The sequence below is a fragment of the Rhizobium sp. NFACC06-2 genome, from assembly GCF_900101425.1.
Taxonomy (GTDB): Bacteria; Pseudomonadota; Alphaproteobacteria; order Rhizobiales; family Rhizobiaceae; genus Agrobacterium; species Agrobacterium leguminum.
On record NZ_FMVA01000008.1, the window covers coordinates 98,877 to 115,285 of the forward strand.

Consider the following 16,409-nt stretch of genomic DNA (forward strand, 5'->3'; position numbering starts at 1 on the left):
TTTCAGGGCGTAATCCGCCGGATTTTGACCCTTTGATTGTAGCGCTGGCGAAGCGAGCGCGGGATGATGAAGGTGGCGATGGCGACGGCGAAAACCGTGGCCGCAACCACCCAGAGGGCATTCGATTGCAGGGTGGCGGCAAGAACGGCGCCGCAGATCGCGCCGCATATCATTCCAAGCCATGGCACGATCTGAATGCCCCAGTCGAGGCTCCGTTCGCCGAGAAGAAAACGACCGATGCCGCGGCCGAAGCGGGAAAGCGCGCCGGTCACATAGGTAAGCCCGATTGGCAGTCCCTCAATGTGCTCAACGGCGGCGTTGACCATGCCCATGGCGAAAACGACGAGATAAAATTGCGCAAGAGCGGAAGTCTCGCCGCCGAGCAGCGCGGCAATTGTTACCAGCAATCCCACCGCCATCAGAACGGCGAAGATGCGCCGGTCGAACTTATGCGCCACCACGATGCCGCCGGCATTGCCCGCCACGAAGGCAACGATCGCGAAAAGCAGTTTCGCGGCATGGGAATAGAGGCCAGCCTCTATCGAGACTGCGGCGCGCGTGGTGTTGCCGGTCATAAAGGACACGAAGTCACCTGAAATATGCAGGCCCACCGCATCCGTCATGCCCGCGATGAAGGAAATGGCGGCAACCAGCGCAATTCCGGTTCCGGTTCGCCTTGCTCTGATGATACTGCGACGTCTTTGTCTGGTCATGGAAAAGCTCGATATGGAAAAACGGCGGCCTGCGCGCGGGGCCGTGTTATCCTATGTCTAGAATGCCGGATGGTGTATTTGCAATCTTTCTGGAGGCCTTCGGAGGCTTCTATTTTGTCTAGACAAATATAAAATCCCTGCCTACCATGCCTCAAATAAAGCGATAAACAGCATCGCACAAAAATAAATCAAAAGGGGTTCAGATCATGAAGAAAACATGGGTACTCGCCACAGTCGCGGCGCTCTTTTCATCCGCTTCCGCCTATGCCGAGACGTCGGTGACGATTGGCATGTCCGGTTGGACCGGTTTTGCGCCGCTGACGCTCGCCAAACAGGCCGGCATTTTCGAAAAGAACGGTCTGAAAGTCGATATTAAGAAAATCCCGCAGGCGAGCCGCCATCTGGCCCTTGCTTCCGGTGACATCCAGTGCGCCGCCACCACGGTGGAAACATGGATCGCGTGGAATGCCAATGGCGTGAAATCCACCCAGATTTTCCAGATGGATAAGTCGCATGGCGCCGATGGCATTGCGGTGCGCAGCGGTGTTGCCAAGGTCGCGGACCTGAAAGGCAAGACGGTTGCCGCTTCCGCGCCGGGCACCTCCCCTTATTTCTTCCTTGCCTGGATCCTCAAGGAAAACGGCCTCACCCTGAAGGACGTCAAGGTCGTCAACCTCGAGCCGGGACCGGCCGCGCAGGCATTCGTTGCCGGTCAAAATGATGCGGCCATGACCTATGAGCCCTATCTGTCCACTGTCCGCGCCGCCCCCGACAAGGGCAAAATCCTCGCCACGACGCTGGATTATCCCGCCGTCATGGATACGTTCGGTTGCACCCCGGATTTCCTGGAGGCCAATCCGCAGGCGGCGAAAGCACTGGCGGACAGCTATTTCCAGGCGCTCGAGCTCATCAAGGCCGATCCCGAAAAGTCCTATGCGACGATGGGCGCGGATGTGAAGCAGACCGGCGAGGCCTTTGCCGCTTCGGCAAAGTTCCTCGAATGGCAGGACAAGGCCGCCAACCAGAAGTTTTTCGAGGGTGAATTCAAGACATTCTCGGAAAAATCGGCGGACCTGCTGCTGGAAATCGGCGTGATAAAGTCGAAACCCGATCTTTCGACCCTCGCGGATACGTCCTTCATCAAGTAACAGAAAAGGCGGCCGCATTCCCTGCAGGGAATATTGCAGCCAAAGACAGGTGAGTGCGTCGATTGTGCGTCGCGAAACGCGCACGGCGTTCCGATGGCGCGGCGAAGGTGCCGCGCCGGTTTTCCGGACAGGGGACAGATGCAACCTCTTCAACCGATAAGGAACAGCACGAGAATTGCTCTCGGCATCCTGTTCTTCGTGCTGTTTTTTTCCGCCTGGGGCTTTGCCACGCTGGGCGGCTTCGTTTCGCCGACCTTTCTGGCCGACCCCATCACCATGCTGAAGGACGGCATCTATCTGCTGACCGATCAGGGTTTTGCCAGCGATATCGGCATGACGATCTGGCGCGTGGTCGGCGGTTTCGTGCTGGCATCGCTCATTGCCGTGCCGGTCGGCATCGCCATGGGGGCCTATAAGCCCATCGAGGCGCTGCTTGAGCCTTTCGTCTCCTTCGCGCGCTATCTGCCTGCTTCCGCCTTCGTGCCGCTCCTCATTCTCTGGGCCGGCATCGGCGAGATGCAGAAGCTGCTGGTGATCTTCATCGGCGCTGTGTTCCAGATCATCCTGATGGTGGCCGTGGCTGTCGCCGGCACAAGACGGGATCTGGTGGAGGCCGCCTATACGCTTGGTGCGAAGGACCGGGGCGTTGTTCGCCGTGTTCTCATTCCCGCCAATGCGCCCGATATTGCGGAAATCCTCCGTCTCGTTCTCGGCTGGGCCTGGACCTATGTCATCGTTGCGGAACTGATCGGCGCCTCCTCGGGCATCGGCTATATGATTATCAACAGCCAGGCGCTGATGGCGACCGGGCAGATCATCTTCGGCATCATCGTCATCGGCATTATCGGTCTTATTTCGGACTTCGCGTTCAAATCGCTGAACCGGAAGCTTTTCGCCTGGAGGCTTGCCTGATGAGCGAACTCGTCATCAAGGGCGTCAGCCGCACTTTTCCGGGTGTGCAGGGCGGGCAGCCGACGCTGGCCCTCCAGCCCACCGATCTGGAAATCCTCCGCAATGATTTCGTCACCATCCTCGGCCCGTCGGGATGCGGAAAATCGACCTTGCTGCGCATCATCGCCGGTCTCGACCACCCAACGACGGGCGAAGTGCTGCTGTCCGGCAAAGCAGTGACGGGGCCGGGGGCGGATCGCGGCATGGTGTTCCAGTCCTATACGCTGTTTCCCTGGCTGACGATCCGCGAAAACGTCGCCTTCGGCCTGCGCGAACGCGGCGTTGCCGAGAAGGAAAAATGGGAGATTGTCGATAGCTATATCGACAAGGTCGGCCTGCGCGGCTTCGAAAGCCATTGGCCGAAACAATTGTCCGGCGGCATGCAGCAGAGAACGGCCATCGCCCGTGCCCTGGCGAACGGCCCGAAAATCCTGCTGCTCGACGAGCCTTTCGGCGCCCTCGACAATCAGACACGCGGGCTTATGCAGGAGTTGCTGCTCGGCATCTGGGAGCGTGAGCAGAAGACGGTCATTTTTGTCACCCATGACATCGAGGAGGCGGTCTTCATGGCGTCGCGTGTGGTGACCATGTCCGCAAGGCCGGGCCGCATCAAGTCGATCACGCCGGTCGACCTGCCGCATCCGCGTCACTACACCGTCAAGGCCAGCCCGGAATTTTCTGAGCTGCGCGCCAAGCTTACGGAGGAAATCCGCAGCGAGGCGATTGCCGCCGCTGCCCATGGATAGTTGATCCGGCAAAGGGGAGGATAAAAGCATCGGGATGAGGAGCACAGGCGCCGATCTTCAGGAAAAATCGCTGCACGAGCGCATTCGCAATGATGTCGAGCGCCAAATCATGTCGGGCGAATGGCCGCCGGGTTATCGTATTCCCTTCGAACACGAGATGACCCGGCAATATGCCTGTTCACGCATGACGGTGAACAAGGCTCTCAGCGAACTGGTGCAGCGCGGACTCATCGAAAGACGCCGCCGTCTCGGCACCTTCGTTCGCCAGCCCCATGCGCAATCCGCCGTTCTGGAAATCCACGATATCGAGCGGGAGGTGCAGGCGCTGGGTCTGGTCTACGGTTACCGTATCGACAAACGACGGCTGCGCCCTGCGGGGGAAGAAGACGGCGCGGCCATGGCGCTTGCCGCCGACGCCCCGGTCCTGGAACTCACCTGCACGCATTTCGCCGGCGGCGTTCCCTTTTGCCTTGAAGAGCGCATCGTCAATGTCACCGCCGTTCCGGAGGCGGAAGCCGCGGATTTTTCACAGATCGGGCCGGGGACATGGCTGCTGAAAATGGTGCCCTGGAGTGCGGCCGAGCATCGTATCAGCGCCGTTTCCGCCGACCGTAAAAATGCAGCCGCGCTCGGCATTGCTTCTGGCGCTGCCTGTCTGGTCATCGATCGGCGGACCTGGCATGGGGCGGATTATATCACCCGCGTCCGTGTCACCTATCCCGGTGACCGTCATGCTCTCATTGCGCAGTTTTCGCCCTCGCAAAACGGCTGAAGGCCGTCGATCGGTCAATTTTTTGTAAAGAAGAGTTTACGGGTGGTCTTTTGACAATATAATAGTTGTCAAAAGAACTCAGGTTTATTATCGGAACGTCAAGCTTTCACGACGGTATCCGTTCATGACCCCGGTTTTCAGGAGCCGGTCAATCTGCGGATGAGTTCATCGACGGAAATCCGGGATAAAAATTATGTCAGCTGAGACCTCAACTTCTTCCGCATCCTTCAACAAGGCAAACACGACAAGGCATCTCTCCCTTGCCATGACTGTCACCTTGCTGGCCGGCCTGAGTGCTGGCTTGAGTGCCGGCGCGGTTTTCGCTCAGACGGCACCGGAGACCCAGATACAGCCGGCCCCGCAAACGGAAGCGGTTCAGCCAGCACAGCCGGCGGCTCCTGCAACGCCGGGCGCTCCGGCCGCCGCGCCCGTCCAGCCTTCCGCAACTGCACCGGAACAGCCGGCCGCCACCGCCCCCTCGCAGCCTCAGTCAACTCAGCCGGCATCGGCCCAGCCTGCGCCTGCTCAGCCCGCGACGAACACTGCACCGGGCGCCGAAGGCCTGGCGCCGCAGCCGACGCAGACCGAGCAACCCGCACAGACAGGCCAGACGACCGCCCCGAATGAAGCCGCGACGCCGATAGAGCCTGCCAGCACCGAGCCCGCGAGCGCCGAACATCGTGCGGATATCCCGCACAACCTTTCTCCCTGGGGCATGTTCATGGCGGCCGACTGGGTCGTGAAGGGTGTCATGATCGGTCTTGCCTTCGCATCGCTGGTCACGTGGACGGTCTGGGTCGCGAAGTCTATCGAGCTTGCAGGTGCGCGGGTGCGCGCCGGCTCGACGCTCAAGGTCATTCGCAGGGCGAAAACCCTGACCGAGGCCACCGAGGCCGTCGAAAAGAAGGGCGGACCGGCAGCACTGATGCTGCGCATGGCAACCCACGAAATGCAGCTTTCCGATGCGGTGGTCGAACATACGGATGGCGGCGGTATCAAGGAGCGTGTCTCTTCGGCACTGTCGCGTATCGAAACCCATGCGGGCCGCCGCATGTCGCGCGGGACTGGTGTTCTGGCGACGATCGGTTCCACTGCTCCCTTCGTCGGTCTGTTCGGCACCGTCTGGGGCATCATGAACTCCTTCATCAGCATTTCGGAATCGCAGACGACCAATCTTGCCGTCGTCGCGCCGGGCATTGCCGAGGCACTGCTCGCCACCGCCATCGGCCTTGTCGCCGCCATTCCGGCCGTGGTGATCTACAACGTCTTCGCCCGCTCCATCACCGGGTACCGCCATCTGCTGGCGGATGCCGCAGCCGGCGTCGAACGCCTCGTTAGCCGCGATCTCGATTTCCGCCGTATCCCCCCGGGCAGCACCAGCAAGCCCGCAGTATCGCTGGTTGGACGGTGATCGGCTATGGCTGGCGGTATTCGCGAAAATAGCGGAGACGATCTCTCCGAAAACCACGAGATCAATGTCACGCCCTTCATCGACGTGATGCTGGTTCTGCTCATCATCTTCATGGTGGCGGCACCGCTCGCCACCGTAGATGTGAATGTCGATCTGCCCGCCTCCACCGCAAAGCCGGCGGAACGCCCGGAGGAGCCGCTTTACCTGACGGTCAAGGACGATCTCTCGCTCAATCTCGGCAATGATGCGGTTGCCCGCGAAGCGCTGGCCGCCGCCATCGACCGGCAGACGGGCGGCAAGAAGGATACGCGCATCTTCCTGCGGGCCGACAAGGCGGTCGATTACGGCCACTTCATGGAAATCATGAACCTGCTGAGAGATGCCGGTTATCTGAAGATCGCCCTCGTAGGACTGGAAAACGCGGCTGCCGCATCGCAGCCCGCCGCCGTTGGCCAACCCGCAGCGCCGGGAACCGCGCCATGACTGAAAACGGCTACCCGCAGGCCCGGCATTCCCGTTTAGGGGAAGTGACGCTGTGGTCCGTCGCGGCGCTGCTCATGCTGGGCGTTCACGCCGGTTTTGCCTATTATCTGATGCAGGAGCCCGAGGAGCAGGAAGCCGGCGGACCGCCTCCTGCTGCGATCATGATCGAAATGGCGGCGATACCGGAAGCCGTCAAGACTGAAGAAACGACGCCCGCGCAGGATGTCGAGGACGCCGAAGAGGTGAAGAGCGACAGCAGCGAACCGGTGGAGGAAGCTGCCCCGGAAGAGCCGCCGCCACCGGAGCCGGTTGCGGAAACGCCGCCGCCGCCAGAGCCGGTGCAGCCGCCTGAACCGCCGGTCGAGGAGATCGTCGAACCGCAGGAAATTCCCGAACCCGTGGAGCCGGTCGATCCCGTTCAGGAGCAGATGATGGCGGAACTCGAAAATGTCGAGGTCCCTCTGCCCGCCATGCGTCCTCCGCCGCCGCCCGTCGAAAAGAAGGTGGAAAAGAAAGAGCCGGAAGAGAAAAAGAAGGTCGAGCGGCAGCGTCCCAAACCGCAGCAGGCATCGGAACTGCGCGAGACGGCGAAGGCAGAAGCCCAGCAGTCCGACCGGACGGCGGCATCGCGCAGCAATGCCGGCTCCTTCTCGTCCTCGTCCATGTCAAATGCCGATTGGGGTGCGAAAGTGCGCTCGGCGATGCAGCGGCGACTGGTGCGTTCGGCTGGAAAATCGGGGATGACCATTACGGTTTCATTCAAGATAGACAGCGGTGGTTCCGTCGGCGGTGCGAGGATTATTTCATCCACCGGTGACTCGGCGATGGATCAGAAGCTTCTGGCCGTCATACAAAGAGCGTCCGTCTCGCCTCCGCCGCCAGGCGCAAATACGAGTTTTACCCTGCCGATTCTTTTCAAGTAGGGTGAAGCAGTCTGACCGCATAAGGGCATCCCGGCTCTGGAGAGGATGGGATGCCCGATTTATTTTCCATGTTGATTTGCAGCGACCGTATACCGCAAAGTAGGACCAATCCGTCCCATCGCATGCAAGCCAACAGGAATCACGAAAATCATGAAATTCTCAATCGCAGAGGCGGAGGATCTCGTATCCTCTATCTTTGAGCGCAACGGCGTTCTGCCGCAAAACGCCCGTTCGGTGGCAAAGGCGCTCGTCGCCTCCGAGGCGGCCGGCCAGGGTGGTCACGGTTTTCGCCGCATCCCCGTTTATGTGCGGCAGGTGCGGGTTGGAAAGGTCGATGGCAAGGCGCGTCCGGTGACGACCCGCGTGAAGCCGGGCTTGCTCTCGGTCGACGCCAATCACGGCTATGCCTATCCGGCGATCGATTGCGCCCTTGAGGAATTGCCGGACATTGTGCGGCAGCAGGGCATTGCGCTTGCGGCGATCCACCGCTCCCATCATGCGGGTGTCATGGCGCTGACCGTCGAGCGCCTCGCCGAAATGGGTTTTGTCGCGCTCATGTTCGCCAACGCACCGGCGTCAATGGCGCCCTGGGGCGGCAGCAAACCGCTTTATGGAACCAATCCAATTGCCTTCGCCACCCCCGTCGGCGGCGCCGATCCGCTGGTCATCGATCTTGCGCTCTCCAAGGTCGCGCGCGGAAAGATCATGGCGGCCCGCCAGAAGGGTGAAACCATCCCCGGCGATTGGGCGCTCGACCGAAACGGCCGGCCTACGACCGATCCGGAAGAGGCCATTGAGGGAACCATGGTGCCCGCAGGCGAGGCCAAGGGCGCTGCGCTGGCATTGATGGTGGAGATCATGGCCGCTGCGATTACCGGCGGAAACTTCGCATTCGAGGCATCTTCCCTTCTCGACGACAAGGGAGCACCACCCTCTCTCGGCCACACGATCATCGCCATAGACCCGGTATCGTCAGGCGGTACGGCTTTTACCGAGCGGCTGGGGCTCATAGCCGGCGAGATAGAAAAGCAGGAAAATGTGCGTCTGCCCGGCCGCCGCAGCCAGGGGATTCGCAAGCAGGCGCTGGAAAGCGGCATCGTGATCGAAAGCGATATTCTGGCCGAAATTAAATCGCTCTGATGCGACAATAAAAACCCGGCGGGTCGACTATGACCCGCCGGGCAAACCGTAAATGGCATGCTTTGCATTTGCGTCGATAGGGCCGGACGTCATGTCCAGCCCGCTTTGGTCCGCCATCCCGCCATTGATATGGAAGGATTTTGACGCAGAAAGCCGCTCATTCGGTTTTCAGCTTACGGGAGGGGACGTTTCGCGTAAGCTTGGATGATCAGGTGGGCGATTATGCGCCCTGCTCGATCAAGCCGCGCAGCAGGGCGATGCTGACGGCATTCAGCAGATTGGTGGCGCCCAATCTGTGGCGTACCCTTTCAAGAGTATCCTTCACGTCCGCTTCGTCCGCGCCGGTTATCAGGGCGACGTGGGACGGATGCTTGCCCCGCGCGACCAGCCCCAGATAATGCCGCTCACGCTCCGAAAGGATGATTTCACGCGTCTGGCGATGTTCATGCGGCGTGTTTGAAGACATTTTCTTTCAGCCTTAAAAGAGATTGGCCTTCCCGGGGCACGATCAGGCAATGATTCATTCCCCGAAACCAGCTCGTTTACCGCTCTGTCTATACGCGAACAGAAACGCTAATTTCGCCAATAGGTTTCATCGGGCATTGGTAATTATGCAATAAAGGGCCGCTCTCGCAGCCAGCCGATCCTGACGCGGACGCTCTATTCCGTGCACTGAAGGGAACTGCAACACCGATATCGCCAGAGACCACAATCGATCTGGCGTGAAATGCAGCTTCAAAGCTCTGGAATGTTTTCGTCACACCCGAAGGATATGCGGCGCTCTAATAGGCGATGTGCCTCACCGAGAGAATAACATCTCGCGCCAAGTTTTTCGTTTTATTGTTATGTTTCGGCACACAACGCGATGAGCGCCGACATATTTCTCAAATTTAATACATCATTTCGAAATATTGATGCCGTCAACCTGTATCATCCGGCGGAATGATGCGCGTGTTTCTTGCGAATGTCGGTCGGTGTCGCCCCGAACCAGCGGGAGACAGAACGCGAAAACGCACCGGGTGTCGAATAGCCAAGCCTGTAACTGATGTCGGATACCGGAAGATCGCTTTCCACGAGGAGTTTGAAACCGGCATTTTTGCGAATGGCATCCTTTATCTCGTTGAGATTGGTGCCGAGCTCTGCGAGCCGCCGTTGAAAACTCCGTTCCGACAGGTTGAAATAGGGAGCGATCTCGCCGAGCGAAAGCTCGGCATCCGAGAGCCGCATCTGCATATACCGCTTCACCTGGTCAATGAAATGGGTCGCGTCTGCCGATGTTTCCGGTCGCAACATACGGCATTGCAGGTTCATCAGCTCGAACAGCCGCTCATCCGCATTCGGATTGACGACATCGAGAAGCGATACCGGCAGACGCATGGTATGGATCGGCTGGGAAAAACTGACGCGCCTGGTCATTCTTTCTTTAAATAGCTGAATATTATTCGGTTTCGGCCGCTCCAGACCGATCTCGATCTGGTTGATACGATCCCCGAGAATATCACGGAGACGTTGTACCAGGACGGCGAGCGACAAATCCACATATTGATCGCGCTTGGCGATAACCGGCGCGAAGGACCATGACAGGGTTACCTGCGTGGCATCCGTTACCATGGTGAAATTGCTGTTATTGGTCGCGTAGTAGACATGGTCCTGAAGAAAACGCAGGAACGCCCTTACCGTCGGTGCGCTGATCAGCCCATATCCGAACGCGCCGGATGCACCCGCTGGAAAGGTGGAGGCGCATTGCAGACCGAAGGCGTCGTCGCCGGAAATCAGTGCACAGGTTTCGAGCAGCCGGGAAAATCTATCGAGGCTTATGCGTTCCGTCAGGCTGCTGAATATGGCTGGATCAATGTCCAGAGCCTTGCAGATCGGTGCGATATCGATGCCCCGTGACCGGGCATAATTGCTGACGCCGGCAGCCAGACCGGCCACCACACTTATCTCGTCGCTGACCCTTTTCTCGGGCATCCCTCGCCTTGGCGTACCATGTTTGGAAATTGTCGCCTGATGGTAAGCCTTGAGAGAGCATTTGTCGAGCAGCCCTGCTTCGGGATATTAAGTGCGACCGATGTCTGCGCTTTGCTCCAGCACCTGCATGATGGCTTGGCCGGCATCTTCGATAGCGCCGCTATTATCGACGGTCGTGACGTCGAAGTCTCCAGCGACTGTCAACGAACTGCGTTCCAGCCGCCGGAGAATATCGTCCCGGCTTTCCCGCCCGCGCTGCTCCAGGCGCATTGCCAAAACCTCCGGCCGAGCGACGATGTTCACGACCTTGAGACGGGAAAAGGCGGTGCCGAAATGCGGCAGGGCGGAACGCGAACCGTTGGCAATGACCACGTCTCCCGCATTGAGGTGACGATAGACCGCGGCCGGGATGCCATATTTCAGCCCATGCGCCTGCCAGGACACCGCGAAGGCGCCCTCATCTTCCAGCCGGTTGAACTCGTGCATCGAAACGGCATCGTGGTTTTCACCCCCCGCATCGCCGCTGCGGGTAATGACGCGGCGGGTGAAGTGAAAGCCCGGCCGTCCGCACAATCGCGCTGCGGCATAGTCCATCAGCGTGTCCTTGCCGGCCCCGCTCGGGCCGACAATCACGATCATCGTGCCGGGCGATGCCGCGCGCCGGCTATCCTGCCCATCATCGGTCATGCCACGCGCTTGCCCTGACGCCAGACGGAACGGGCGACCGGCACACCATCCTCGCGGTGAACCCGGACCAGATCGGCCCGCAATCCCGTCGCGATACGACCGCGATCGAGAAGGCCGACGGTGCGCGCCGGTGTGGCGGTGACCATGCGCAGTGCCTCCGGCAGGCTGATGGCTTCTACCTGATCGGCGAGCAGGAATGGCGCGAAGAGCAGGCTGAAGGGCACATAGTCGGAAGAAAGAACATCCAGCACGCCGATCTCGGCGAGGTCGCGGGCGGCGATGTTGCCGGAGTGGGACTTGCCGCGAACGATGTTCGGCGCACCCATCAGCACGCTCATGCCGGCGCTGTGCGAGGCTTTTGCGGCCTCTACGCTGGTGGGGAATTCCGCCAGTTTCACGCCGTGGCCGATAGCCTCGCCGACATGCGCTTCGGTGGCGTCGTCATGGCTTGCGACGGTGATGCCGCGCTCGGCGCAGCGGGCGGCCAGATAATCGCGGTGCTTGGCGGAATATTCCGCCGACGCCGCCTGCCGGCGCCGCACGAACTCGGCGAAAGCCTCGTCGCTCAGCCCACGCTTCTTCTGGTAATAGAAGATATATTGATCCATCGACTGGAACTGGCGCTGCCCCGGGGAGTGGTCCATCAGGGAAATCAGCCGCACGCGCGGATCGGTTTCGAAGTCTTCGAAATGGTCCAGCACATCCGAGGAGGCGACTTCACAGCGCAGATGCAGCAGGTGATCCGAACGAAGGCGGTTCTGATCCGCCGCGGCCTCGATGGCGTCAGCCATTTCGCGCATTTCACCCTTCTTGAAGCCGCCGTCCTCATCCGAACCAAGCCGGAGGCAGTCGAATACCGTGGTGATGCCGGAGGCGGCCACCTGGGCGTCATGGGCCTGAATGGCGGCGATCTTGTCCCAGATCACGCCGGGGCGCGGCGAATAATGCTGCTCAAGATGGTCGGTATGCAGTTCCACCAGACCCGGGATCAAATAATCACCTTCCAGGTCTTCGCCGGTTTTGGAGGCACCTTCGCTGATATCGTCGATCTTGCCGTCGCGGATCAGGACGGAGCCCAGAATAATATCGTCTTCCAGAACGATACGGGCATTGGAAAGGGCGTGCTCGGTCATGGGTTCGCATCTTTCTTTGGTGGCTGGCCAAGGGGGTGCCAGCTATGAACGGTAAAGGGCGCGCCGCGCGTTTCTTCGATGAACAAGGCGAGGCCGGAAATGCTGAGGGGTCGATCGGTGAATTCGGAAAACCGCGCCGAAAGCACCTTGTGCATGGCGGGCTGCTCGCTCTCGTCGATGCGGCCGGTCAGCGTCATATGAAAACGGAAATCATCCATGACATGCGGATAACCCCAGAGCGACAGATTTTGCCGCTGGCTCTCCGTCAACATCTGTGGCCGCCGGCGGGCAATATCGGTCTCCGACAGGGGCGCGCGAAACCGGTCGAAATGATCGACGATCTCGGCGGCAAAATCCTGCAGCGGCTGATAGGTGCGGTCCGGGACCAGTGCAAAAAAGGGCCCGAGTGCACCGACGACCACGCGCGGAATTTCGAAAGTGGACTGGCTGGCCGCGAAATCTTCGAAGGCCGTGAGCAGCTCCGCTTCGCTGTATTTTTCGGCAAGCTCGAAAGGAGCCTTCAGGGTCGCGTGGAAACCGTAACGGCGCGGCTCCTCCGTCATCTCGGCATAGTCGTCGTGGTCGTCATGCAGCGTGCCGGAAAATGCGTTGCGGCCAAGCCAGCGTGACGCCGCCTCCGTCAGCGGGTGATCTTTAGCCGGAGAAAAATAGATGGCATAGCGCACGGCAAGCACTCTTCAGTGTCATGGGAGACCAGGGATGAGAAGCTATTTGGCGTGACTCGCCAGCTTCCCGCAAGGTCAGGAGTGCGAGGTAATTGGTTTCCGTGACAGAATGATGATGCCGAGGGAGAAAAGCGCATTGGAAATGCGGCAAGCTTCCTAATCTGCTGAAGACACAGGCGGAGATGATGAAGGGATACGACCGGCATAAATCGGGACTGCGCGGGTGTCTGGCGGAGATGACGAACATCGTTACGAGGTTCGTCATTCCATCCCTTCAGACCTAGTGTTGTGTTTTGCCGATCAGGCGTGAACGCAGCGAATTGGAGATGTGGTCGAACAGGAAAACGACGAAGAGAATAAGCAGGACCATATAGGCGACCTTGTCCCAGTCGGCATTGGTGCCCATCGCCTCCAGCAGTTTCAGACCGATGCCGCCAGCGCCCACCGCGCCGATGATGGTGGCGGAGCGGGTGTTGCTTTCCCAGAAATAGAGTGACTGCGAAATGAAGACCGGCAGGACCTGCGGCAGCACACCGAAGCGGTTGACCGCAATCGGGGAAGCGCCGACCGATTTGACACCCTCGCGCTGCTTGTCGTCGACATTTTCCAGCGCCTCGGCATAGACCTTGCCGAGCGCTCCGGTATCGGTGAAGAAGATCGCGGCAATGCCGGGGATCGGTCCGGGCCCGAAGCTGCGGGTGAAGAACAGCGCCCAGATCAGCATGTCGATGGAACGCAGGAAGTCGAATAGCCGCTTCATGCCCCAGTTCGCAGCCTTGTTGGCGGTGATGTTGCGCGCGGCGATGAAGGCGAGCGGCAGGGCGACGAGCGTGCCGAACAGGGTGCCCACAAAGGCCATGACCAGCGTCTGCATCAGCTTCGAAAGAATATCGGCATGTTGCCAGACGCTGTTGTCGAGGAAATCATCCACAATGTGGCCGATATTGGAGCGCTCGGGATCCAGCCTTTCTCCCCACAGCGCGAGAGCGGCGAGTTCGCCATAGCCCTTGCCCCAGAATTCCGATTTGGTGTCGAACAGGAAATTCGCCCATCCGAGGAAACGACGCTGGACATAGACCTGGCTGGTGCGGATTTCCGCCTGACCGGCAAAACCAAAATGCACGAGAACCTTGTTGCCGTCCTGCTGGATTTCCTGCGGCACATCGTCGGATGCCCGGGCCTGTTCTCCGTTGATGATGACGGGATAATTCTTGCCGTCGACATAGACATCCACGCGGGTCGGGGTCACGTCGAGGCGGTTTTCCATGCCCGCATAAACGACGCTGTAGCCGCCACCCGACAGGGGCTGCAGCCAGTCGATCTTTGCATCGACCGGATATTGCCCGCGGCTGGACCATTGCGGCTCCACCTTGCCGTCTTCGAAACGCAGGCGCGGCTGGGCACGCCAGGAATACCAGTCCTGAATATAGCTCGAGGCACGATCCCACCGGCCCTGCATGAAGGCCGGGCCGACATTGAAGAAGAAAAAGCAGCCGATCAGATAGACGGTGACGGCGAGAAGGCCGACGAGCAGACCATATCGCTGCATGAAACCGCGATTGAACACGTGCGGATGCGCGGCCGTCAGCCTCTCGCGGTCGGCGGTGTTGAGAATGAAGCTGGACGACATCAGGCCGCTCCCCGTCCGAATTCGAAGGATTGATGGCCGATCAGCCTGCGGCGCAGCCAGCCGGAAAACTGGTCGACGGCGATGATGGTAATCAGCAGAAGGATGATGATGGCATAGGTCTTCGACGCATGATCGTTACCGATCGACAGGCGGAAGACCTCGCCGATACCGCCGCCGCCCACGGCACCGATGATGGTGGAGGCGCGCACGTTGATTTCGGCGCGCAGCAGCGCGTAAGAGACGAAATTGGGCAGAACCTGCGGCACGATGGCGAAGCGCACTCGTTCCAGCCAGTTGGCGCCAGCGGCGCGCAGGCCTTCATCCGGCTTCATGTCGGCATTTTCCACCACTTCGAAGAACAGCTTGCCCAAAGCACCGATCGTGTGGACAGAAATCGCGATGATCGCGGCGATAGGGCCGATGGATAGAATGGCGGTCAACAGCCCGGCGACGACGATTTCGGGAAAAGCGCGCAGCACTTCCATGACCCGGCGCACGACCCAGCGCACGATCCCGGCACCCACGAGATTGGTGGAGGCAAAAAAGCACAGCACGAAGGCAAAACTGGTGCCGATGATTGTCGAAACCAGCGCGATGTTGAGCGTGATGATCAGCTGATAGATGAAATGCGGGATGTAGAAGCTGTCAGTGATGTAAACACGATCCGCGACGTAATTATATTTCAGCGAACCGTCCGCATAGGGCGACGGCAGGTCGAACATCGCCCGGAAAATTTCAAGCGGGCTGTCCGGCACGAAGGTTTTCATGAAGTCGAAGAAATAGGGCAGGCGCTCGAAGAATTTACCAGAATTGGCCGCGTTGGCAAAATTCAGGGAAGCGGCGAGGATGACGAGGAAGATCACAAGCGAAATAACGGTATAGATCCGTCTTGTCGCAAGCTGCTGTTGATAATGACGCATCACCGTCTGGGACGATGCGCTCAATCCCTTGGGGGAGAGGGTGCCATGATGCAGTGTGGTCGCCATGCCGCTTTTCCTTTATTGGCAAAAGCGGCGGCGCCGCAAGGCACCGCCGCTTCCGGGTATGATCGCAGGATCAGCCGCCGATAACGGACTTACGTGCGTCGATGATCGTCTGGTAGAAGGACGGATCGACCTTGATGTAGGCGGTGTTCTTGCCCTGGGTGAAACCCTGGAAGCAGGCGAGGTCCTTCTTCGGCAGTTCCATGAAGAAGTCTTCGACCTTCTGCTTCATCGCGTCGCCGAGCTTGTTGGTGACCATCAGCGGGCCGTTCGGGATCAGCGGCGACTTCCAGACTTCGACGATATCGTCCATGTCGAGGTTGCCCTTCTTGACCATCTGGTAGAGGTTGCCGGCGGTGTAGCCTTCTTCCCACTTGCCGACGCCCGAACCGAAGGTGGTGCCGACGTCGAACTTCTTGTCGAGAACGGCGAGAACGAGGTTCTCATGGCCGCCGCCGAAGCCGGTTTCGGAGAAGTATTCCTTGACCGGAACACCGGTTTCCTTCGGGATAGCCACGTTCGGAACGAGGAAGCCGGAGGTGGAGTCAGGGTCGGCAAAACCGATCTTCTTACCCTTGGCATCCTTCAGCGTCTTGATACCGCTGTCCTTGCGGGCAACCATGATCGTGTAATAACCGGTCGAACCATCAGCACCGGCCGTTGTGAGGATCGGGTCGACGGCCTTCGGATCGGCAAGAGCGATCTTGGCGTAGGAGGACGCGCCCATGGAAGCGATGTCGATGGTGCCGCCGAGAAGGCCCTGGATGACGCCGTTATAGTCCGGCGACGGGAAAACCTGAACTTCGGCAACGCCGGTCGCGGCCTTGAGGCCATCGGCAACGCACTTGGTGTTGCGGATCTGGTCGGCTTCGTTTTCGGAGCCGTCGAGACCGATGCGCAGAACCTTGACGTCCTGAGCCATGGCGGAACCGGCCAGAACGCCAAGCGCGACTGCCGAAAGAAGGACTTTCTTCAACATGGACTTTCTCCTGTTTCCCGGCGAGCCGGAGTTTGTTGTGAAGTATCGGCCCT

The 16,409-nt window shown here is 59.7% G+C and carries 17 protein-coding genes; 8 read left to right on the forward strand and 9 right to left on the reverse strand.

Annotation, left to right across the window (positions count from 1 at the left end; genetic code table 11):
* Positions 1-2: 2 nt before the first annotated feature.
* Entirely contained in the window at positions 3-713 is a 711-nt protein-coding gene (locus F3H58_RS15145) for a YoaK family protein (RefSeq protein ID WP_149742755.1), read from the reverse strand.
* A 206-nt stretch (positions 714-919) separates the two neighbouring features.
* On the opposite strand from F3H58_RS15145, the gene F3H58_RS15150 reads away from it, so the two are divergent.
* The 8 genes from F3H58_RS15150 (at position 920) to F3H58_RS15185 (ending at position 8,287) form a co-directional block, all read left to right on the forward strand.
* Positions 920-1,861 carry an ABC transporter substrate-binding protein gene (locus tag F3H58_RS15150; RefSeq protein ID WP_149742756.1) on the forward strand — a complete coding sequence of 314 codons (942 nt, stop codon included), beginning with the start codon at positions 920-922 and terminating at the stop codon, positions 1,859-1,861.
* A 138-nt stretch (positions 1,862-1,999) separates the two neighbouring features.
* Positions 2,000-2,773, forward strand: a complete 774-nt coding sequence (locus tag F3H58_RS15155) for an ABC transporter permease (RefSeq protein ID WP_059759013.1) — start codon at positions 2,000-2,002, stop codon at positions 2,771-2,773.
* Positions 2,773-3,558, forward strand: a complete 786-nt coding sequence (locus F3H58_RS15160; RefSeq protein ID WP_149742757.1) for an ABC transporter ATP-binding protein — start codon at positions 2,773-2,775, stop codon at positions 3,556-3,558. The genes F3H58_RS15155 and F3H58_RS15160 overlap by 1 nt, the downstream gene beginning before the upstream one ends.
* A gap of 34 nt (positions 3,559-3,592) precedes the next feature.
* Complete coding sequence (gene hutC, locus F3H58_RS15165) at positions 3,593-4,330, forward strand: histidine utilization transcriptional repressor HutC (RefSeq protein WP_149742758.1); 738 nt, start codon at positions 3,593-3,595, stop codon at positions 4,328-4,330.
* A gap of 193 nt (positions 4,331-4,523) precedes the next feature.
* Complete coding sequence (gene exbB, locus F3H58_RS15170; protein ID WP_188128932.1) at positions 4,524-5,741, forward strand: tonB-system energizer ExbB; 1,218 nt, start codon at positions 4,524-4,526, stop codon at positions 5,739-5,741.
* Positions 5,742-5,747: 6 nt separating this feature from the next.
* On the forward strand, positions 5,748-6,224 hold the full coding sequence (exbD, locus tag F3H58_RS15175; RefSeq protein WP_149742759.1) for a TonB system transport protein ExbD: 477 nt from the start codon (positions 5,748-5,750) through the stop codon (positions 6,222-6,224).
* Complete coding sequence (locus F3H58_RS15180) at positions 6,221-7,147, forward strand: energy transducer TonB family protein (RefSeq protein WP_149742760.1); 927 nt, start codon at positions 6,221-6,223, stop codon at positions 7,145-7,147. Before exbD ends, F3H58_RS15180 begins: the two co-directional genes overlap by 4 nt.
* Before the next feature lie 150 nt (positions 7,148-7,297).
* Positions 7,298-8,287, forward strand: coding sequence for an Ldh family oxidoreductase (locus tag F3H58_RS15185; RefSeq protein WP_149742761.1), 990 nt, complete (start codon positions 7,298-7,300; stop codon positions 8,285-8,287).
* A gap of 220 nt (positions 8,288-8,507) precedes the next feature.
* Here F3H58_RS15185 and F3H58_RS15190 read toward each other — a convergent pair whose 3' ends face one another.
* From F3H58_RS15190 to phnD, 8 genes are all read right to left on the reverse strand, one after another.
* Positions 8,508-8,753 (reverse strand): helix-turn-helix domain-containing protein, encoded by a 246-nt coding sequence (locus tag F3H58_RS15190; protein ID WP_149742762.1) that lies wholly within the window; start codon positions 8,751-8,753, stop codon positions 8,508-8,510.
* A 464-nt stretch (positions 8,754-9,217) separates the two neighbouring features.
* The gene (locus F3H58_RS15195) at positions 9,218-10,258 is read right to left on the reverse strand and encodes an AraC family transcriptional regulator (RefSeq protein ID WP_080852850.1); all 1,041 of its coding nucleotides are present in this window, start codon (positions 10,256-10,258) and stop codon (positions 9,218-9,220) included.
* 87 nt (positions 10,259-10,345) lie between these two features.
* Positions 10,346-10,945 (reverse strand): phosphonate metabolism protein/1,5-bisphosphokinase (PRPP-forming) PhnN, encoded by a 600-nt coding sequence (gene phnN / locus F3H58_RS15200; RefSeq protein ID WP_161987727.1) that lies wholly within the window; start codon positions 10,943-10,945, stop codon positions 10,346-10,348.
* Positions 10,942-12,078: an alpha-D-ribose 1-methylphosphonate 5-triphosphate diphosphatase gene (locus tag F3H58_RS15205; protein WP_149742763.1), complete on the reverse strand. Its 1,137-nt coding sequence runs from the start codon at positions 12,076-12,078 to the stop codon at positions 10,942-10,944. The genes phnN and F3H58_RS15205 overlap by 4 nt, the downstream gene beginning before the upstream one ends.
* Positions 12,075-12,773: a DUF1045 domain-containing protein gene (locus F3H58_RS15210; RefSeq protein WP_188128933.1), complete on the reverse strand. Its 699-nt coding sequence runs from the start codon at positions 12,771-12,773 to the stop codon at positions 12,075-12,077. The genes F3H58_RS15205 and F3H58_RS15210 overlap by 4 nt, the downstream gene beginning before the upstream one ends.
* Before the next feature lie 271 nt (positions 12,774-13,044).
* Complete coding sequence (phnE, locus tag F3H58_RS15215; protein WP_149742765.1) at positions 13,045-14,394, reverse strand: phosphonate ABC transporter, permease protein PhnE; 1,350 nt, start codon at positions 14,392-14,394, stop codon at positions 13,045-13,047.
* Positions 14,394-15,380 (reverse strand): phosphonate ABC transporter, permease protein PhnE, encoded by a 987-nt coding sequence (gene phnE / locus F3H58_RS15220; RefSeq protein WP_125145114.1) that lies wholly within the window; start codon positions 15,378-15,380, stop codon positions 14,394-14,396. Before phnE (F3H58_RS15220) ends, phnE (F3H58_RS15215) begins: the two co-directional genes overlap by 1 nt.
* A 70-nt stretch (positions 15,381-15,450) precedes the next feature.
* Positions 15,451-16,356 (reverse strand): phosphonate ABC transporter substrate-binding protein, encoded by a 906-nt coding sequence (phnD, locus tag F3H58_RS15225; protein ID WP_080852847.1) that lies wholly within the window; start codon positions 16,354-16,356, stop codon positions 15,451-15,453.
* Between the last annotated feature and the right edge of the window lie 53 nt (positions 16,357-16,409).